This is a genomic window from Mycobacterium sp., from assembly GCF_035506235.1.
Taxonomy (GTDB): Bacteria; Actinomycetota; Actinomycetes; order Mycobacteriales; family Mycobacteriaceae; genus Mycobacterium.
Window position 1 is genome coordinate 20,921 of the sequence record NZ_DATJPU010000160.1, and the last position, 18,746, is coordinate 39,666.

General features: G+C 68.8%; 14 protein-coding genes and 3 pseudogenes. 10 read left to right on the forward strand and 7 right to left on the reverse strand.

The window, feature by feature from the left end; translation table 11 throughout:
- The first annotated feature begins 169 nt into the window (after positions 1-169).
- Positions 170-2,005, forward strand: a complete 1,836-nt coding sequence (locus tag VMD50_RS14970; protein WP_325428524.1) for an acyl-CoA dehydrogenase — start codon at positions 170-172, stop codon at positions 2,003-2,005.
- Positions 2,006-2,271: 266 nt separating this feature from the next.
- Here VMD50_RS14970 and VMD50_RS14975 read toward each other — a convergent pair whose 3' ends face one another.
- Positions 2,272-3,582 carry an acetyl-CoA C-acetyltransferase gene (locus tag VMD50_RS14975; protein ID WP_325428525.1) on the reverse strand — a complete coding sequence of 437 codons (1,311 nt, stop codon included), beginning with the start codon at positions 3,580-3,582 and terminating at the stop codon, positions 2,272-2,274.
- 138 nt (positions 3,583-3,720) lie between these two features.
- On the opposite strand from VMD50_RS14975, the gene VMD50_RS14980 reads away from it, so the two are divergent.
- Positions 3,721-5,085 carry a 3-oxoacyl-ACP reductase gene (locus tag VMD50_RS14980; RefSeq protein ID WP_325428536.1) on the forward strand — a complete coding sequence of 455 codons (1,365 nt, stop codon included), beginning with the start codon at positions 3,721-3,723 and terminating at the stop codon, positions 5,083-5,085.
- 19 nt (positions 5,086-5,104) lie between these two features.
- Complete coding sequence (locus tag VMD50_RS14985; protein WP_325428526.1) at positions 5,105-5,950, forward strand: MaoC/PaaZ C-terminal domain-containing protein; 846 nt, start codon at positions 5,105-5,107, stop codon at positions 5,948-5,950.
- On the opposite strand, the gene VMD50_RS14990 is transcribed toward VMD50_RS14985, so the two are convergent.
- From VMD50_RS14990 to VMD50_RS15000, 3 genes are read right to left on the reverse strand one after another with little or no spacing between them, the layout of a single operon-like run.
- Positions 5,947-7,188 carry a chloride channel protein gene (locus VMD50_RS14990; RefSeq protein WP_325428527.1) on the reverse strand — a complete coding sequence of 414 codons (1,242 nt, stop codon included), beginning with the start codon at positions 7,186-7,188 and terminating at the stop codon, positions 5,947-5,949. The genes VMD50_RS14985 and VMD50_RS14990 overlap by 4 nt on opposite strands.
- Positions 7,189-7,204: 16 nt before the next feature.
- Positions 7,205-7,822 (reverse strand): TetR/AcrR family transcriptional regulator, encoded by a 618-nt coding sequence (locus VMD50_RS14995; protein ID WP_325428528.1) that lies wholly within the window; start codon positions 7,820-7,822, stop codon positions 7,205-7,207.
- A gap of 55 nt (positions 7,823-7,877) precedes the next feature.
- Positions 7,878-9,026 carry a glycoside hydrolase family 3 N-terminal domain-containing protein gene (locus tag VMD50_RS15000; protein ID WP_325428529.1) on the reverse strand — a complete coding sequence of 383 codons (1,149 nt, stop codon included), beginning with the start codon at positions 9,024-9,026 and terminating at the stop codon, positions 7,878-7,880.
- 98 nt (positions 9,027-9,124) lie between these two features.
- Here VMD50_RS15000 and VMD50_RS15005 point away from each other — a divergent pair, with 98 nt between their 5' ends.
- The 4 genes from VMD50_RS15005 (at position 9,125) to VMD50_RS15020 (ending at position 15,438) form a co-directional block, all read left to right on the forward strand.
- On the forward strand, positions 9,125-9,376 hold the full coding sequence (locus VMD50_RS15005) for a DUF2613 family protein (protein ID WP_325428530.1): 252 nt from the start codon (positions 9,125-9,127) through the stop codon (positions 9,374-9,376).
- A 77-nt stretch (positions 9,377-9,453) separates the two neighbouring features.
- On the forward strand, positions 9,454-9,627 hold the full coding sequence (locus VMD50_RS15010; RefSeq protein WP_065443914.1) for a DUF2613 domain-containing protein: 174 nt from the start codon (positions 9,454-9,456) through the stop codon (positions 9,625-9,627).
- Between the two features lie 109 nt (positions 9,628-9,736).
- Entirely contained in the window at positions 9,737-13,933 is a 4,197-nt protein-coding gene (locus VMD50_RS15015) for an alpha-(1->3)-arabinofuranosyltransferase (protein ID WP_325428537.1), read from the forward strand.
- A gap of 56 nt (positions 13,934-13,989) precedes the next feature.
- Complete coding sequence (locus VMD50_RS15020; RefSeq protein ID WP_325428538.1) at positions 13,990-15,438, forward strand: lipase maturation factor family protein; 1,449 nt, start codon at positions 13,990-13,992, stop codon at positions 15,436-15,438.
- Positions 15,439-15,445: 7 nt separating this feature from the next.
- Here the strand turns inward: VMD50_RS15020 and VMD50_RS15025 are convergent.
- Positions 15,446-15,801: pseudogene (locus tag VMD50_RS15025) on the reverse strand (hypothetical protein); the annotation flags it as partial.
- A 120-nt stretch (positions 15,802-15,921) separates the two neighbouring features.
- Here VMD50_RS15025 and VMD50_RS15030 point away from each other — a divergent pair.
- The 3 genes and pseudogenes from VMD50_RS15030 to VMD50_RS15040 form a co-directional block, all read left to right on the forward strand.
- On the forward strand, positions 15,922-16,953 hold the full coding sequence (locus VMD50_RS15030; protein WP_325428531.1) for an LLM class flavin-dependent oxidoreductase: 1,032 nt from the start codon (positions 15,922-15,924) through the stop codon (positions 16,951-16,953).
- Positions 16,954-17,158: 205 nt separating this feature from the next.
- Complete coding sequence (locus tag VMD50_RS15035) at positions 17,159-17,596, forward strand: ester cyclase (protein ID WP_325428532.1); 438 nt, start codon at positions 17,159-17,161, stop codon at positions 17,594-17,596.
- Between the two features lie 51 nt (positions 17,597-17,647).
- Positions 17,648-17,789, forward strand: a pseudogene (locus VMD50_RS15040) (adenylate/guanylate cyclase domain-containing protein); the annotation flags it as partial.
- Positions 17,790-17,804: 15 nt separating this feature from the next.
- Here VMD50_RS15040 and VMD50_RS15045 read toward each other — a convergent pair.
- Together VMD50_RS15045 and VMD50_RS15050 are read right to left on the reverse strand one after the other, a co-directional pair.
- A pseudogene (locus tag VMD50_RS15045) lies at positions 17,805-18,170 on the reverse strand (hypothetical protein); the annotation flags it as partial.
- 380 nt (positions 18,171-18,550) lie between these two features.
- On the reverse strand, positions 18,551-18,746 hold a 196-nt coding region (locus VMD50_RS15050; protein ID WP_325428533.1), incomplete at its 5' end, for a hypothetical protein.

Here is an 18,746-nt window from a genome sequence, read left to right on the forward strand (position 1 = left end):
CACCGAGACATCGGCAGCCTCCCCAACCGGTTGGTCGGTCAGGGGTTGCAATATGGCTCACACTCGCTTGCGTTGTACTACGCGACCGATATATTTTAGGCGTGTTACTGGTGGGTAACTTAGACCTAGCACCCAACCACAAGTGGCATTCTCAACGAGGAGGAACGTAGTGAGCCACTACAAGAGCAATGTCCGTGACCAGGTGTTCAATTTGTTCGAGGTATTCGGCGTTGACAAGGCTTTAGGCCAGGGTGAGTACAGCGACCTGGACGCCGACACGGCCCAGGACATGCTGACCGAGATCAGCCGGCTGGCCGAGGGACCCGTTGCGGAGTCGTTTGTGGAGGGCGACCGCAACCCGCCGGTGTTCGACCCGAAGACGCATTCGGTGACGCTGCCGGAGTCGTTCAAGGACTCGGTGCGCGCCGTTCAGGAGGCCGGCTGGGACAAGGTCGGCATCGACGAGGTGCTCGGCGGCATGCCGATGCCCAAGGCGCTGGTCTGGGCGCTGCACGAGCACATCCTGGGCGCCAACCCTGCGGTGTGGATGTACGGCGGGGGCGCCGGCTTCGCCAACATCATTCACCACCTCGGCACCGAGCAGCAGAAGAAGTGGGCGGAGCTGTGCGCGGAGCGCGGCTGGGGCGCCACCATGGTGCTCACCGAGCCGGACGCCGGTTCGGACGTGGGCGCCGGGCGGACCAAGGCAACCCAGCAGGACGACGGCTCCTGGCACATCGAGGGCGTGAAGCGGTTCATCACCTCGGCCGACTCCGACGACCTGTTCGAAAACATCGTGCACCTGGTGCTGGCCCGCCCCGAGGGCGCCGGACCGGGCACCAAGGGCCTGTCGCTGTTCATCGTGCCCAAGTTCCTGTTCGACCCCGAGACCGGTGAGCCGGGCGAGCGCAACGGCGTCTTCGTGACCAACGTCGAGCACAAGATGGGCCTGAAGGTCTCGGCGACCTGCGAGCTGTCGTTCGGCCAGCACGATGTGCCCGCCAAGGGCTGGCTGGTCGGCGAGGTGCACAACGGCATCGCGCAGATGTTCGAGGTCATCGAAATGGCCCGGATGATGGTCGGCACCAAGGCGATCGCCACGCTGTCGACCGGCTACCTGAATGCGCTGGAATACGCGAAGTCCCGGGTGCAGGGCGCCGACATGACCCAAATGACCGACAAGACAGCACCGCGGGTGACCATCACGCACCACCCTGACGTTCGCCGGTCGCTGATGACCCAGAAGGCGTACGCCGAGGGTCTGCGGGCGCTGTACATGTACACCGCGACCTACCAGGACGCCGCGGTCGCCGAGGCGGTGCACGGGGTGGACGCCGACCTGGCCGTCAAGGTCAACGACCTGATGTTGCCGGTCGTCAAGGGCGTCGGTTCCGAGCAGGCCTACGCGAAGCTGACCGAGAGCCTGCAGACGCTCGGCGGGTCCGGCTTCCTGCAGGACTACCCGATCGAGCAGTACATCCGGGACTCCAAGATCGACTCGCTCTACGAAGGCACCACGGCCATCCAGGCGCAGGACTTCTTCTTCCGCAAGATCGTCCGGGACAAGGGTGTGGCGCTGGCCCACGTGTCCGGGGAGATCCAGAAGTTCGTCGACAGCGAGTCCGGCAACGGCCGGCTGAAGACCGAGCGCGAGCTGCTGGGCAAGGCGCTGGCCGACGTCCAGGCCATGGCGGCCACCCTCACGGGCTACCTGATGGCGGCCCAGGAGGACGTCACCAGCCTGTACAAGGTGGGCCTGGGTTCGGTGCGCTTCCTGATGAGCGTCGGCGACCTGGTCATCGGCTGGTTGCTGCAGCGTCAGGCGGCGGTGGCCGTGGCGGCGCTGGACGGCGGCGCCAGCGGCGCCGAGCGGTCCTTCTACGAGGGCAAGGTCGCCGTGGCGTCATTCTTCGCCAAGAACTTCCTGCCCCTGCTGGCCGGTACCCGCGAGGTCATCGAGACGCTGGACAACGACATCATGGAGCTCGACGAGGCCGCGTTCTAACGGGCCTCAGCAGAAACCCCGCTTCCGGCTGGAAGCGGGGTTTCGTATGTGCATACGAAAAAGACCGCCGCTGGATCCCCTCACTCCAGCGGCGGCCCTTTTCGTACGCCCGGCGCGTTGTTCCACCGATCGGGCGGCGACTAAAGGGATGCCCCGTATTGCCGTCGGGGTCGGGGGGTCAGACCACAACACGGGGCTATCCGGACCCTGGGATACCCCGCCTCCGGCACTAGTAACCTGGTGTGACCGAAATCATCGGCTGCCGATCAGGCCTCCAGGATCGCGGCCACGCCCTGGCCGCCGGCGGCGCAGATCGAAATCAGCGCCCGGATCGTACCGCCGCCCTTCTGGCCGGCCTTCTTCTCGGCCAGCTGCTTGGCGGCCTGCGCGAGGATCCGCCCACCGGTTGCCGCGAAGGGGTGGCCGGCGGCCAGCGACGAACCGTTGACGTTGAGCTTGGACCGGTCGATCGAGCCGAGTGCCGCGTCGAGCCCCAGCCGTTCCTTGCAGTACTCCTCGGATTCCCACGCCTGCAGATGCGCGAGCACCACCGAAGCGAACGCCTCGTGGATCTCGTAGAAATCAAAATCTTGCAGCCCCAGTCCGTTTCGCGCCAGCAGCCGGGGTACCGCGTAGGTCGGCGCCATCAGCAGCCCGTCGCGCCCGTTGACATAGTCGACCGCGGCGGTCTCCGCGTCCACCAGGTAGGCCAGCGGGGCCAACGAGTGGGCGGCCGCCCAGTCCTCGCTGGCCAGCAGCGCGACCGAGGCGCCGTCCGTCAGCGGGGTGGAATTGCCGGCCGTCATCGTCGCGTCGCCGTTCTTCACGCCGAACACCGGCCGCAGCGTCGCCAGCTTTTCGGTGCTGGCGTTGGGCCGCAGGTTGTCGTCCCGGTAGAGCCCCAGGAACGGCGTGACCAGGTCGTCGAAAAATCCGCGGTCGTAGGCGGCGGCCATGTTGCGATGGCTGGCCACGGCCAGCTCGTCCTGGTCAACGCGTTTGATGCCCATTTGCTTGGTGGTGATGGCGGCGTGCTCGCCCATCGACAGCCCGGTGCGCGGCTCGCTGTTGGCCGGGATCTCGATGCCGAGGGTGGCCGGCAGCGTGCCCACCAGCCTGAGTCGCTGCAGGTTGGACTTGGACCGGCGCAGCTTGAGCAGCTGGCGACGAAGGTTGTCGCCCAGGCCGATCGGCGGGTCGGAGGTGGTGTCCACCCCCCCGGCGGCGGCGACCTCGTAGCGGCCGGACGCCACGCCGTCGGCCGCCGCGATCGCCGCCTGCAGCCCGGTGCCGCACGCCTGCTGGATGTCGAACGCCGGCGTGTACGACGACAGCTCGGAGCCCAGCACGCATTCGCGGGTCAGGTTGAAGTCGCGGCTGTGCTTGAGGACGGCGCCGCCGACGACCACGCCCAGCCGCTCGCCGGCCAGCCCGAACCTGTCCACGAGGCCGTCCAGGGCCGCGGTGAACATGTCCTGGTTGGACGCCTCCGCGTAGGCGCCGTCGGACCTCGCGAACGGAATGCGATTGCCGCCCAGCACCGCGACGGGTCGCCTGGTCTTATTGTCAGGGGCCACTTTTCTCTCCGTGTATCTCCGGGTACACCAGCCTTGAACCGGCCGTTACAGGCCATACTACCCACTGTTCTTACTCTGAAGTAAGTTCGTCCCGATACGGTTGGCCTTTGTACCGCACTACCCATGGAAGGCAGCTCAGTGGCTCCCAAGCGCTCGTCCGATCTGTTCTCGCAGGTCGTCAACTCCGGGCCCGGATCGTTTGTGGCAAAGCGACTCGGCATCCCGCAACCGGAGACCCTTCGTCGCTACCAGCCCGGCGATCCGCCGCTGGTCGGCTCGCTGCTGATCGGCGGGGAGGGGCGGGTGGTCGAGCCGCTGCGGGCGGCGCTGGACAAGGACTACGACGTGGTGGGTGCCAACCTGGGCGGCCGCTGGGCGGATCAATTCGGCGGCCTGGTTTTCGACGCCACCGGGATCACCACGCCGCCCGGGCTGAAGGCCTTGCACAAGTTCTTCACCCCGGTACTGCGCAATCTGGGCCACAGCGCGCGCGTCGTCGTGGTCGGCACCACGCCCGACGCCGCCGCCGGCACCGACGAACGGATCGCGCAGCGGGCGCTGGAGGGCTTCACCCGCTCGCTGGGCAAGGAACTGCGCAACGGTGCGACGGTGCAGCTGGTGTACCTGTCGCCGGCCGCCAAACCCGCGGCCACGGGCCTGGAATCGACGATGCGGTTCATCCTGTCGGGCAAGTCGGCCTACGTCGACGGCCAGGTCTTCTACGTCGGCGAGGCCGATTCCACTCCGCCGGGCGACTGGGACCGGCCGCTGGACGGCAAGGTCGCCATCGTCACCGGCGCCGCGCGGGGCATCGGCGCCTGCATCGCCGAGGTGTTCGCCCGCGACGGGGCCCGCGTGGTCGCGATCGACGTGGAGTCCGCCGCCGAGACGCTGGCCGAAACCGCCAGCCGGGTCGGCGGCACCGCCCTGTGGCTGGACGTCACCGCCGAGGACGCCGTCGACAGGATCACCGAGCACCTGCGCGACCACTACGCCGGGCACGCCGACGTCTTGGTCAACAACGCCGGCATCACCCGCGACAAGCTGTTGGCCAACATGGACGACGCCCGCTGGGACTCCGTCCTGGCCGTCAATCTGCTTGCCCCGCAACGGCTTACCGAGGGCTTGATCGGCAACGGCAGCATCGGCGAAGGGGGCCGGGTGATCGGCCTGTCGTCGATGGCCGGCATCGCGGGCAACCGCGGGCAGACCAACTACGCCACCACCAAAGCCGGGATGATCGGCCTGACGCAGGCGCTGGCGCCGGGCCTCTACGGCAAAGGCATCACGATCAACGCCGTCGCACCGGGATTCATCGAGACCCAGATGACCGCCGCCATCCCGCTGGCCACCCGCGAGGTGGGCCGCCGGATGAACTCGCTGCTGCAGGGCGGACAGCCGGTCGACGTCGCCGAGACGATCGCGTACTTCGCCAGCCCGGCTTCGAACGCGGTGACCGGCAACGTCATTCGCGTCTGCGGCCAGGCGATGCTGGGCGCATAGGGCTTCTCGGGAGGACGTGATGAACCAGCCAAGCGGTCTGAAGAACATGCTGCGCGCGGCGGCCGGGGCCCTGCCGCTGTTGCCGCGGTCGGACCAGTTGCCCACCCGCACGGTGACCGTCGAAGAGCTACCCATCGACCACACGAACGTAGCCGAGTACGCGGGGGTCACCGGCCTGCGCTACGGCAATCACGTGCCGCTGACCTACCCGTTCGCGTTGACCTTTCCCGCGATGATGTCGCTGGTGACCGGCTTCGACTTCCCTTTCGCGGCAATGGGATCCGTGCACACCGAGAACCGCATCACGCAGTACCGCCCGATCTCGGTGACCGACACCGTCAGCGTGCGCGTGCACGCCGAGAACCTGCGCGAACACCGCAAGGGCCTGCTGGTGGATCTCGTGACGGACGTCAGCGTCGGCGATGAGGCCGCGTGGCACCAGGTGACCACCTTCCTGCACCAGCAACGCACCAGCCTGTCCGACGAGCCCAAACCGCCGCCGCAGAAGCAGCCGAAGCTGCCGCCGCCCAGCACCTTGCTGCGGATCAGCCCCGGCCGGATCCGCCGCTATGCCGTCGTCGGCGGCGACCACAACCCGATCCACACCAACCCGATCGCCGCCAAGCTGTTCGGGTTTCCGACGGTCATCGCGCATGGGATGTTCAGCGCCGCAACGGTATTGGCCAATATCGAGGCCCGGCTTCCGGACCGGGTGCAGTACTCGGTGCGGTTCGGCAAGCCGCTGGTCCTGCCCGGCACCGCGGGGCTTTACATCGACCAGGGCGATGACGGCGGGTGGGACCTTTCGCTGCGCAACATCGCCAAGGGATACCCGTATCTGACCGGCAGCGTCCGGGCCCTCTAGGCGGGCCTGCGACCGAGCGCGAGCACCTTCAATCCGTATGCGCCGCAGGCGGTCAGCAGGAAGACCAGGAACAGCCAGAGCGGCGGATGGGCGAGTTCCCAGACGAAGATCGCGGCCCAGATCGGTGAGTCCTGGGTGACCGCGAGCACCCCGGCGGCCCCGGCCAGCGACACCGCCGGCGTGTGCAGGTTCGTCCCCGCCGCCCAGTTGATCGCCAGCACCAGCGCCGACCCCGCCGCCGCGCCCGTGGCCAGCGAGGGCGTGAGCATTCCACCCGCCCCGCCGGCGCGCAGGAACAGGGCCGTCAGCAGAGGTTTCAGCACCAGGATGATCGCCGCCGTCGACAGTGTCATGCCACTGGCGAGGCTGACGGTCAGGATGCTGCGGCCGTTGCCGGGCAACTCCGGCCACCAATGGGAGCAGACGCCCATGACCAGACCCGCGCCCGCCAGCGCCGGGATCAGCACCCAGGTCCGCATCTCCCTGGCCGGCCGCGCCGCGGCCATGAGCCGGTTGAACGCCAGACCCACCACGAGGGTCAGCGGCGCCAGCATCAGACCGTGCGCGGTGAGCAAGTACGACGATTCCGCGCTCGGCCAGTCCAGGGTGGGCTGATCGTGCGTGGCGGCCGAGCAGATCGCTACGGCCACACTGGAGGTCAGCAACGCCGCGCCCACCGCCCGCGGATGCCAGGTGTTCAGCATGATGCGCACGGCGAACAGCGCGCCGGCCAGCGGAACGGCGTAGACCGCGCCGAGCCCGGCCCCCGCCGCGCACGCCAGCAAGACCTGGCGGTCGTGGGCGGACAGGCGCTTCAGCCACGCGGTGCCGAAATCGCCGAGGGCCGCTGCGAATTGGCGCGGGGCACCCTCCCTGCCCAGGGACGCTCCCGAACCCACGAGCAGCACCTGCAACGCGGCATCGACGCTCCACGCCAGCCGCGGGATCCGATCACGGCGGGCGATGGTCTGCGCGAGCGGCGGCACCGGGGTGCTGCGGCGCAGCATCCACCAGCCGAATCCCGCCAGCGCGCCGCCGACCATTGGTCCGAGGACGCGGCGGACCGGGCTGCTGCCGGCGATCCCGGTGAGCAGCGTGCCGAAACTGTAGTGGTACGTGGCGTGCTCGACGAAGCGCAGCACCGCGGTCGTCGCCAGCCCGGCGACCCCGGCCAGCAGCCCGACGATGACCACCGCGCAAAAGAAGTCGAGGTTGCGGCGGGCAGGCGGGAGGGCCACCCCATGAATGTAGGGGCTAGCCGGCCGCGGCGGCTTCCCGGTCCTCCGGCGTGCCCCTGAGACCGTGCCAGAACAGGTCGATCATCAGCTCTGCGGCCTCGTCGACGCCGATGTCGCCGGTGCTGAGCCGGTTGGCCATCGCCTCGCCCGCGCCTACCAGCGCCACCGCCATCATCTGATACTCGGCGTCCGACCGCGGGGTGCGGCTTCCGGCCCGCATCAGCTCGGCCACCAGATCGATGATCTGTTCGCGTCCGTCGCGCACGGTGTGCGCAAACGCCTGCGAGCTGATGGCCTGGGTGTACATCACGATCCAGGACGCGCGGTTGGCGTCGATGTAACGCATGAAGGACCCGATGGCGTTGCCCAGCAAGTCCTTTGGGCTTTGGGCGAAGTTGATGTCGGCGCGCACCGCATCGACGAACCGTCCCAGCTCACGATCCAGGCAGGCGCCGAACAGGTCCTCCTTGGACCCGTAGTACAGGTACAGCATGGGCTTGGAGATCTCCGCCGCGGCGGCGATGGCGTCCATCGAGGTCTCGTGGTAGCCGTTGACGGAAAACAGCTGCACGGCGGCGTCGAGCATCTGCTGTTCGCGGACGGCACGGGGTAACCGCTTGGTACCACCCGCCATCGCTGCACCTCTCTGGCCCCTCAATCTGACTCCAGGGTAACGAGGATGCGGCGTGCTAGTGGCCGCATGTTCGATTGGCGACCTTCATCGTCGCCACGCGCACCACCGAGTCGTTGACCGCCGGCATCGGCAGGTCGCCCGAGTCGACGGCTTTTTGCAGGCGGTCCAGCACCGCGGGCACCTCGTCGGTGGTGACCCACAGCGCGACGTCGGTTCCGGCCCGCAGGGTGCGCAGCACCGCCTCGGGCACGCCGTAGCGATCGGAGATCGCGGCCATGCTGGAGACGTCGTCGCTGAACACCGGCCCGTTGAACGGCGGGGCGCCGTAGCCGGTGCCGGTGCGCAGCAGCTGGACCGCGGCGCGGCTCAGGCTGGCCGGGTCGTTGCCGGTCAGCCCGGGAACCTGCAGGTGGCCCACCATCACCGCGACCGGCGTCGCGGTCACCAGCGCGCGGTACGGCACCAGGTCGTCGTTCCGCAGCTCGCTCAGCGGAGGCGTCACCACGCCCCCGGTGTGCGAGTCGCCGGAGCCGTGCCCGTGGCCGGGGAAGTGCTTGAGGACCGGCAGCAGACCGGCGTCTCGCAGGCCCTGCGCGTAGGCCCCGGCGTAGGCGGTGACGGTAGCCGGATCCGCGCTGAACGAGCGGTCGCCGATCACGGCGTCGTCGGGCTCGTCGCTGACATCGGCGTCGGGGGCGAAGTCGATGGTGATGCCCAGCTGGCGCATCTTCTTGCCGCGGTCGGCCGCCAGGTCGTGGACCTGCTGGACCGTTTGCTGCTGCGCGAGCTGCCGGGCCGACGGGGCCGTCCCGATCAGCGACTTCAACCGCGACACCCGGCCACCCTCTTCGTCGACGCTGACCGCCAGCGGCAGCGGACCCGCGCTACGCGCGATGTCGGCCAGCGGGCCCTTGAAGATCGACAGGTCCGTCCAGCCGCCGATGAAGATGCCGCCGACGTGATAGCCGTTGACCACGGCACGCGCGTCGTCGGCGTCCTTCACCCCGACCATCAGCAGCTGCGCCAGCTTGTCGCGGGTCGACAGGGCGGCCGGGACGGCCGTCGGGTCCGCGCACACCGGTGGCGCGGGAGCCGCCGCCGGCTTGCCGGTCGAGGGGCCGGGCGGCCGGGCGGCGTGGTGGCCGCAGCCCGCGGCCAGCGCCGCCGCGACGGCGAGCACGGCCAGGAGCCGGGGGAAAGCCATCGGGACATGTTGTCACGGCGGTCGTTTCGTCCCGGCCACCAGGGGGCATCAGCGGTACGTTGGCCAGAGCCCATTTGCCTGGCAGGGAGGAGCCGGCGATGGCGGGGTTCTCGTTGGCCGCTGCCGCCAGCATCGCGGTGGGATTGTCGATCGGCGCCGCCGCGACCGTTGGCGTCACGCTCGCCGTGGATGGTCACACCACGGCGCCGTCGCAGAGCCCGCCGACGCCGCGGAATCCCTCCGGGCCGTATCTGGTGGACTACGGCGACCGGTGTTTTCACGGGCATTGCCTGCCGTGCGACAGCAAGCAGAGTTGCCTGGATCAGCTGCCGCCGGGATTGCGGCCTTAGCAGGCCCGAACCGCCCTTCTGCTAGGTTGGCGCTAGGTCGCCCTAGTCACGACCGCAAGCCCCGAAGGAGCCTTCGCATGAACCGGATCATCGCGCCCGCCGCCGCGAGCGTGGTGGTTGGTCTGCTGCTGGGCGCGGCCGCGATCTTCGGGATCACCTTGATGGTGCAGCAGGACACGAAGCCGCCACTCCCCGGGGGCGATCCGCAGTCGTCAGTTCTCAACCGGGTCGAGTACGGCAACCGTAGCTAGCGGCGATCGCAAGCGCGGCGAAGCCGGGCGCAGCGGGTCGCCGCCATTCGACTCAGCGGCGGCAGGGGCAACGCAGGCCGAGCCCGCGGAAGAAGCCCCCGCCGCGCCACTGTCGCGCCGCTGGCTGCTGTTGGTCGGCGCCGTCGCGCTGGCGCTGACGTTCGCGCAGTCACCCGGGCGGGTGTCCCCCGACACCAAGCTCGACCTCACCGCCAACCCGCTGCGCTTCCTGGCCCGGGCGACCAACCTGTGGAACAGCGAACTGCCTTTCGGCCAGTCGCAGAATCAGGCCTATGGCTACCTGTTTCCGCACGGCACCTTCTTTCTCGTCGGCCACCTGCTGGGGCTGCCGGGTTGGATGACCCAGCGGCTGTGGTGGGCGTTGCTGCTCAGCGTCGGGTTCTGGGGGCTGTTGCGGGTGGCCGAGACGCTGGGGATCGGCAGCCCGACGTCGCGGGTGATCGGCGCGGCGGCGTTCGCGCTGTCGCCGCGGGTGCTCACCACGCTCGGATCGATCTCGTCGGAGACCCTGCCGATGATGCTGGCGCCGTGGGTGCTGTTGCCGACGATCCTGGCCCTGCGCGCCTCGACGAATAAATCGGTGCGTGCGCTGGCCGCCCAGGCCGGGCTGGCCGTCGCGCTGATGGGCGCGGTCAACGCCATCGCCACGCTGGCCGGGTGCCTGCCGGCGGTGATCTGGTGGGCGTGCCACCGGCCGAACCGGCTGTGGTGGCGCTACACCGCGTGGTGGCTGTTGGCCCTGTGCCTGGCCATGCTGTGGTGGGTGGTGGCGTTGGTGTGCCTGCGCCACGTCAGTCCGCCGTTCCTGGACTTCATCGAATCCTCCGGCGTGACGACGCAATGGTCGTCGCTAACCGAGATCCTGCGCGGCACCGACAGCTGGACACCGTACGTGGCGCCCACGGCCACCGCCGGCGCGCCGCTGGTCACCGGGTCGGCGGCCATCCTGGCCACCTGCCTGGTCGCCGCCGCCGGGCTGGCCGGGCTGGCCGGCCCCGCGATGCCGGCACGGGGCCGGCTGGTGACGATGCTGCTTGTCGGCGTGGTGTTGATGGCCGTCGGCTACAGCGGCGGGCTGGGCTCGCCGCTGGCCCACGAGATACAAACCTTCCTGGACGCCGCCGGCGCGCCACTGCGCAACGTGCACAAGCTCGGATCGGTGGTCCGGATCCCGGTGGTGCTGGGCATCGCGCAGCTGCTGGGCCGGGTGCCCCTTCCCGGCCGGGGGCCGCTCTCGGCGTGGCTGAGCGCGTTCGCCCACCCCGAGCGCGACAAGCGGGTGGCGGTCGCGATCGTCGTCCTGACGGCGCTGGTGGTGAGCACCTCGCTGGCGTGGACCGGCCGGCTGACCCCGCCCGGCACCTTCAGCGCGATACCCCGGTATTGGCAGGACACCGCCGACTGGCTCGACCGGCACAACACGGGGACGCCGGTCGCCGGGCGGGTGCTGGTGGTCCCCGGAGCGCCGTTCGCCACCCAGGTCTGGGGCACCAGCCACGACGAGCCGCTGCAGGTGCTCGGCAGCAGCCCGTGGGGGGTGCGTGACTCCATCCCGTTGACCCCGCCGCAGACCATCCGGGCGCTGGATTCGGTGCAGCGCCTGTTCGCCGCCGGGCAGCCCTCGGCCGGCCTGGCCGATACCCTTGCCCGGCAAGGCATTTCGTACGTCGTGCTGCGCAACGACCTGGACCCGGAGACCTCGCGCTCGGCGCGCCCGATCCTGGTGCACCGCACCATCGAGGGCTCGCCGCGCCTGCAGAAGGTGGCGCAGTTCGGCGCGCCGGTGGGATCGGGCACGCTGGCGGGTTTCGTCGCCGACAGCGGGTTGCGCCCGCGGTACCCCGCCGTGGAGATCTACCGGGTGGCAGTTGACGGGGATCCGGGCGCGCCGTACTTCGTCGACACCGACCGGCTGGCCCGGGTCGATGGCGGGCCGGAGGTGCTGCTGCGCCTCGACGAGCGGCGACGGCTGCTGGGCCGGCCGCCGCCCGGGCCGGTGCTGATGACCGCGGACGCGCGCGCCGCCGGGTTGCCGGCGCCCCTGGTCACCGTCACCGACACCCCGGTGGCCCGCGAGACCGACTACGGCCGGGTCGACCAGCATTCCTCGGCGATCCGGGCGCCCGGCGACGCGAGGCAAACCTTCAACCGCGTCCCCGACTACCCGGTCCCCGGCGCCGACGCGGTGTTCGGCGCCTGGAACAGCGGCCGGATCACCGTGTCGAGTTCGTCGTCGGATTCCACCGCGATGCCCGACGTCGCACCGGCGACCTCCCCGGCCGCGGCGATCGACGGCGACTCGGGAACCGCGTGGGTGTCCAACGCGCTGCAGTCCGCCGTGGGCCAGTGGCTGCAGGTGGACTTCGACCACCCGGTGAGCAACGGTGCGATCACGATCACCCCCAGCGCGACCGCCGTCGGCGCCCAGGTCCGCCGCATCCTGATCGAGACCGCCAACGGCAGCACCACGCTGCGGTTCGACGAGCCCGGCAAGCCACTCGCGGTGGCGCTGCCGTACGGCGAGACCGCGTGGGTGCGGGTCACGGCCGCCGGCACCGACGACGGCTCCCCCGGCGTGCAGTTCGGCATCACCGACCTGTCGGTCACCCAGTACGACGCGTCCGGATTCGCCCACCCGGTGAACCTGCGCCACACGGTCGGAGTGCCCGGCCCGCCGCCGGGCTCGGCGATCGCGGGCTGGGACCTGGGATCGGAGTTGCTCGGCAGGCCGGGCTGCGCCCGGGCACCCGACAGCGTGCGCTGCGCGGCGTCGATGGCGCTGGCGCCCGAAGAACCGGTCAATTTCAGCCGCACCCTGACGGTGGCGGCCCCCGTCTCGGTGACGCCGATGGTGTGGGTGCGGCCACGGCAGGGCCCCAAGCTGGCCGATCTGGTCGCCGAGCCGAATACCACTCGGGCCCAAGGTGATTCCGATGCGGTCGACATCCTCGGCTCGGCCTTCGCGGCCACCGACGGCGATCCGGCCACCGCGTGGACGGCGCCGCAGCGGGTGGTGCAACACAAGTCGCCTCCGACGCTGACCGTCACTTTGCCGCGGGCCGCCGAGGTCGCCGGGCTGCGGGTGACGCCCAGCCGGTCGGCGTTGCCGGCGCACCCGACGGTGGTGGCCGTCAACCTCGGCGACGGCCCGCAGGTCCGGCAGCTGAAAAGGGATGGGCCACAGACCCTTTCGCTCGAACCGCGGGTGACCGACACCGTCAGCATCAGCCTGCTCGACTGGGAGGACGTCATCGACCGCAACGCCCTGGGCTTCGATCAGCTCAAGCCGCCGGGGCTGGCCGAGGTGGCGCTGCTCGGCCCCGGCGGCACGCCGATCGCGCCCGCCGACGCCGCCCGCAACCGATCGCGCGCGATCAACGTCGGCTGCGATCGGGGGCCGGTCATCGCGGTCGCGGGCCGGTTCGTGCACACCTCGATCCGAACCACCGCGGGCGCGCTGCTCGACGGCGAACCGGTTGCGGCGCTGCCCTGCGAGCGCGACCCGATCGCACTGCCGGCCGGCCAACAGGAGTTGCTGATCAGCCCCGGCGCCCAGTTCGTCGTGGACGGGGCCCGGCTGTCGACCCCGGCCGCGGCCGGCGTACCCGACGCCTCGCCGACCCTCGCCCGCACCGCGGCGTGGGGGCCCAGCCGCCGCGAGGTGCGGGCCCCGGCGTCGCCCACCTCCCGGCTGCTGGTAATCCCCGAGAGCATCAACCCCGGCTGGGTGGCGCGCACCAGCACCGGCGCCCGCTTGACGCCCGTCGCCGTCAACGGGTGGCAGCAGGGCTGGGTGGTGCCGGCGGGCGACCCCGGCACCATCACGCTGACCTTCGCCGCCAACTCTTTGTACCGGGCCGGCCTGGCGATCGGGCTGGCCTTGCTGCCGCTGTTGGCCGCGCTGGCGTTGTGGCGCACCCGGAGGGGCCGCGGCGACGGGGAACCCGCACGGCCCTGGGCGGCGGGGCGCTGGGCGGCGGTCGCCGTGCTGGCGGTCGGGGCCGTGGTCGCCGGCGCGGCCGGGGTCGTCGTGGTCGGCGCCGCCCTGGGCCTGCGGTACGCGCTGCGCCACCGGCCGCGCAGGCGCGATGCGGTGACGGTCGCGCTCAGTGCCGGCGGGCTGATCTTGGCCGGGGCGGTGCTGTCCCGGCATCCCTGGCACTCTGTCGACGGTTACGCCGGTCATTCGGCGAGTGTGCAACTGCCGGCGCTGATTTCGCTCGCCGTGCTCGCCGCTTCGGTGATGACGTTAACCGGCCGGGAGCCACGGCCCCACAAGGAGTGACTTTCGGCTGTTGGCTGAGGGTTTTCCGGCTGGTTGACTGGCTATACGTGACGGCCATGGGATGGTTTTCGGCACCCGAATATTGGCTGGGCAGGCTCGTGCTGGAGCGCGGCATCGCAGCCATCTACCTGATCGCCTTCGTTGCGGCCGCACTCCAGTTCCGCGCGCTCATCGGGGAGCACGGAATACTGCCGATACCAAGGTTTTTGGCCAGGCAGTCGTTTTGGCGGGCGCCGAGCCTTTTTCATCTTCGCTATTCGGATCGGCTGTTCGCGGGCGTGGCCTGGCTGGGGGCGGCGCTGTCGGCGGCCATCGTCGCCGGCGCGGCCGACCTGGCGCCGCTGTGGGCCGCGATGCCGGCGTGGCTGGCGCTGTGGGTGCTTTACCTTTCCATCGTCAACGTCGGCCAGACGTGGTACGGGTTCGGCTGGGAGTCGTTGCTGCTGGAGTCCGGATTCCTGATGATCTTCCTCGGCAACGCCCGGGTCGCGCCCCCGGTGCTGACGCTGTGGCTGGCGCGGTTGCTGTTGTTCCGGGTCGAGTTCGGCGCCGGACTGATCAAGATGCGCGGCGACCCGTGCTGGCGCGACCTGACCTGCCTGTACTACCACCACGAGACCCAGCCCATGCCGGGGCCGTTGAGCTGGTTCTTCCATCACCTGCCCAGGCCGCTGCACCGAGTCGAGGTGGCCGGCAACCATTTCGCCCAGCTGATCGTGCCGTTCGGGCTGTTCGCGCCGCAGCCGATAGCCAGCGTGGCGGCGGCGATCGTGGTGATCACCCAACTGTGGCTGGTGGCGTCGGGTAACTTCGCCTGGCTCAACTGGGTGACGATCTTCCTGGCGTTCAGCGCGATCGACGACTCATCGTTCGGGATGCTGTTGCCCGTGCCCGCGCACCCCGCCTGGCCCGCGACGCCGCTGTGGTTCGCCGGCCTGGTGATGGCGTTCACCGGTGCCGTGGTGTTCCTGACGTATTGGCCGGTGCGCAACATGCTCTCCCCGCGCCAGCGAATGAACATGTCCTTCAACCCCTTTCACCTGGTGAATACCTACGGGGCGTTTGGCAGCATCGGGCGCATCCGCCGTGAGGTGGTGATCGAGGGCACCGACGAGGAGCGGCTCACCCAGCACACCGCGTGGAGGGAGTACGGCTTCAAGGGCAAGCCCGGTGCCGTGGACCGGCTACCCCGGCAATGGGCGCCCTATCACCTGCGCCTGGACTGGCTGATGTGGTTCGCGGCCATCTCGCCCGCCTACGCCCACCAGTGGCTGGTCCCCCTGCTACAGCGGCTGCTGCGCAACGACCGGCCGACGCTGCGCCTGTTGCGGCGCAATCCATTTCCGGATTCGCCGCCGCGGTATGTGCGGGCGCAGCTCTACGAGTACCGTTTCACCACTCTTCAAGAGCTCAGGCGCGACCACGCCTGGTGGCACCGCGCGCTGGTGGGCACCTATGTGCGGCCCATGACGCTGGGAGAAGTGACGTCCCCGCGGCAGGCCTAACCAAGCCTCAGAATGGCGGCGGGTCGTCGTCGTCCGAGTCCGGTGGGGCGGGGCCAAAATAGCTGGGCCTCGCGGCCTTTCGGGCCACGCGGTTGTGTCGGCGTTCGGTGGCCAGGCGGGAGGCGCGCTCTTGCGCGCGGGTGCGCCGCCGTTTGGGCATCATCGCGGTGCGCTCGGCGCAGTAGTCGACCGGGGTGTCGGCTTCCGCGCAGGCGAACCCGCCGACGGAGCGACACAAACTGGGAAACAGCAGCGCGCTGCCCGGGGTGGTCACATAGGTTTGGCCGGCCGGCGACGTCAAGATCAGCGTCCCGTCGGCAGCTGCTGTTCGCCCCAGCCCTTAAAGATCTTCACCAAATGATGCAGCGACTGGCTGAACAACACTTCAAGCAGATCTGTGAGTCGTTTGTGACCGCAAAACAAAACTACGTAGGCAGCTCGCTGGTGCTCTAGAGTGATGCCCTATTTGAAGGGTGGTAGTGCATGTCAACGACCGCTGATGCGCTGCCGGACGACACCGAACAGGACACTCACTCGGTCACGCATCCTTGGGTCGAGACCGGGCGTTCGACGGTCGGCTTCGGGATCGTTAACGGTCCACGAGGTGACTTGCACGCTCTCACGGAGTTCGTCCTGCAGGTCGAAGAACTCGGACTGGACGGATTCTGGATCACCGACCATCCGGTGTGGTATCCGGACTGTTGGATCTCCTTGGCCGCTATTGCGGGTGTGACAAAGCGTATCCGGCTGGGCACGCTCGTCAACTGTGTCCCGTACCGCAACCCGCTTGTCCTGGCGCGGATGGCCGCCGACATCGATGCGTTGAGCAGTGGCCGCCTGGTGGTCGGGCTGGGCATGGGCGATAACGACGACGAATTCAAGCAAATGGGGATAGCGCTGCGTAGTATCCGCGAGCGCCAAGAGATGGTGGATGAAACGGTCCGGACCCTGCGCTGGCTCTGGGGTGATGCCCCGATGGCGCCGACAATGCGACACTACAGCGTGAGCGCGGAACCGCTGAAACCGGCGCCGGTCCAGCGGCCCCGGATCCCAATCCTCATCGCAGGGGGCGGCGAGCGGGTCACGTTGCGACAGGTGGCCGAGCATGCCGACGCCTCGAATTTCGGCCAGCACTATTGGACGGGCGCAGTCCAGGGCGACGAAGGCGTCCAGCGCCGACTCGCGGCACTGCGGGGCTGGTGCGAACGGCTGGGACGACCATACGACTCGGTGCTGAAGACCAACACCACCTTCCCGCTGATCATTGCCGACAATCGATCTGCGGTGGCCGACAAACTCAACCGGTACGTGCCCCCCTTCATCCGTGAGATCACTGCTGAGAGCATTGTGGCCGGGACCCCTGAAGAGGTGATCGCCCACTATGCGCCCCTGGTGCAAGCGGGTCTCCAGCAATTCCTGGCCATGGTGTACGGGAACGACATCGACACCGTGCGTCAGCTTGCTGAGCGGGTCCTTCCGGAGCTACGGAACCTGCAGGTAAATTCGGTCGCTTAATGCGCGACAACTTCGGCGTGCCCGCAAGCGCCGACAATGCATAAGCAATGTCAGCTTCTTGACCAGATGATGGGTGCGGTTGCGTGAAGAACACCTTAAGCAAAGTTAGTGAACCTTCTACGAGCAACGCTACCCACGCATCTGGCAGGTGTTCTAGAGTGACACGCTATCGGGGGATTCGTCGAGACATCGAGGAGGCCCCGTAATGACAGCGGTCGAAGACATAACAGCCCTTCGCCAGCGCCGCGAGGCAATCGTCAATCAGCACGCCGAGGCGGAAAACCGGCACGATATCGAGGCGACGATCGCTACCTTCGCCCATCCACGTTACGAGGTGAACGGCGTCCCGAGCGACGGCGAGGAGGCCGTTCGACAGCTGCTGCAAGGCCTTATGGTCGGCCTTCCCGACCTACACGCCGAGCTCGGCAAGATGCGCCATACCGATGACGCAGTATTCGGCGAAGGGCTGATCACTGGGACCCATAACGGCGAATGGGCGGGCATCCCACCGACCGGACGCCGCGTCGAGATTCCGATAGTCGGAATTTTCGAATTCGACGGCGATCGACTTTTATGCGAGAAAGTCTACTTTGATATGGCCACCGTACTGACTCAGATGGGTGTTCTTCCCCCTGTCAGCTAAGCAGGGAACTGATGAAGAGGCTCAAGAGCCCGTGGCACGAATTTGCGAAGAACAGCCGGGCCCAACGACGTACTCGCGTCCAGCACACTGCGCGACCTGGTGATCGGGTCAGGCCTCGAATTCGAGGACCGCGGGGCGCATCGACTCAAGGGCGTGCCTCGCATGGCGTCTTTTCGCCGTCGACTCTACGTAAACCCGTGAGTTGCCGTCAGAATGGCGGCGGGTCGTCGTCGTCCGAGTCCGGTGGGGCGGGGCCAAAATAGCTGGGCCTCGCGGCCTTTCGGGCCAGGCGGGCCTCGCGGTTGTGTCGGCGTTCGGTGGCCACGCGGGAGGCGCGCTCTTGCGCGCGGGTGCGCCGCCGTTTGGGCATCATCGCGGTGCGCTCGGCGCAGTAGTCGACGGGGGTGTCGGCTTCCGGGCAGGCGAACCCGCCGACGGAGCGACACAAACTAGGGAACAGCAGCGCGCTGCCTGGGGTGGTCACATAGGTTTGGCCGGCCGGCGACGTCAAGATCAGTGTGCCGTCGGCCAGCTGCTGTTCGCCCCAGCCCATGAAGGTCTTCACCAAATGGTGCAGTCAGCTGGCCGGACGCGCTATTATTTACGCACACCCATGAACACAAGACAACAATAACCCTACGGTGGCAACGGAGTTGGGGCCGATGTACGCCGAAGCCGCGAAGGCTCGGGCAGGTCTGATGAGCGGCCGTTGGCTCATCGGGTAGGTCGGTATCCCGAAGGGCCAGAAGGCGATAGCCCCGACCTGTTGGGGGCCGGGGCTATCGTCGTGGGTGGGTTAGGTGAGCAGGTCTGCGAGCTGCTCGTCGTAGATCTCCCTGTAGACCTCCGGGTACGTCTCCTCGTACGTCTCCTTGAAGGCCTCGTCGGCCTTCTCTCAAGCGATCTCGTCGGCCTTCTCTTTGGCGGCCTCGATCTGTTCGTTAGTCATCTTGTTCACCTCCTCTCGTCGTGTTCGCGCCGTCCTTCGACGCGGGCGTCGTCGGCGTGGGTGCGGCGCCAGTGGCACAGCAGGCATATCGGCCCGTGGGCAGCGACCCACAGGGAGGCGGTAATCGGCTCATTGCAGTCAGCGCAGCGGGTCACGGGGTCTAGCCGCCCGTCTCGTCGTCGAGGTTCAACGCGCGGATCT

Excerpts from the sequence above, each read along its gene's own strand:
- VMD50_RS14985 (WP_325428526.1), top strand. The coding sequence starts at position 5,105 with ATGAACCAGCCAAGCGGTCTGAAGAACATGCTGCGCGCGGCGGCCGGG.
- VMD50_RS14995 (WP_325428528.1), bottom strand. The coding sequence starts at position 7,822 with ATGGCGGGTGGTACCAAGCGGTTACCCCGTGCCGTCCGCGAACAGCAG.
- VMD50_RS15000 (WP_325428529.1), bottom strand. The coding sequence starts at position 9,026 with ATGGCTTTCCCCCGGCTCCTGGCCGTGCTCGCCGTCGCGGCGGCGCTG.
- VMD50_RS15005 (WP_325428530.1), top strand. The coding sequence starts at position 9,125 with ATGGCGGGGTTCTCGTTGGCCGCTGCCGCCAGCATCGCGGTGGGATTG.
- VMD50_RS15010 (WP_065443914.1), top strand. The coding sequence starts at position 9,454 with ATGAACCGGATCATCGCGCCCGCCGCCGCGAGCGTGGTGGTTGGTCTG.
- VMD50_RS15020 (WP_325428538.1), top strand. The coding sequence starts at position 13,990 with ATGGGATGGTTTTCGGCACCCGAATATTGGCTGGGCAGGCTCGTGCTG.
- VMD50_RS15030 (WP_325428531.1), top strand. The coding sequence starts at position 15,922 with ATGTCAACGACCGCTGATGCGCTGCCGGACGACACCGAACAGGACACT.
- VMD50_RS15035 (WP_325428532.1), top strand. The coding sequence starts at position 17,159 with ATGACAGCGGTCGAAGACATAACAGCCCTTCGCCAGCGCCGCGAGGCA.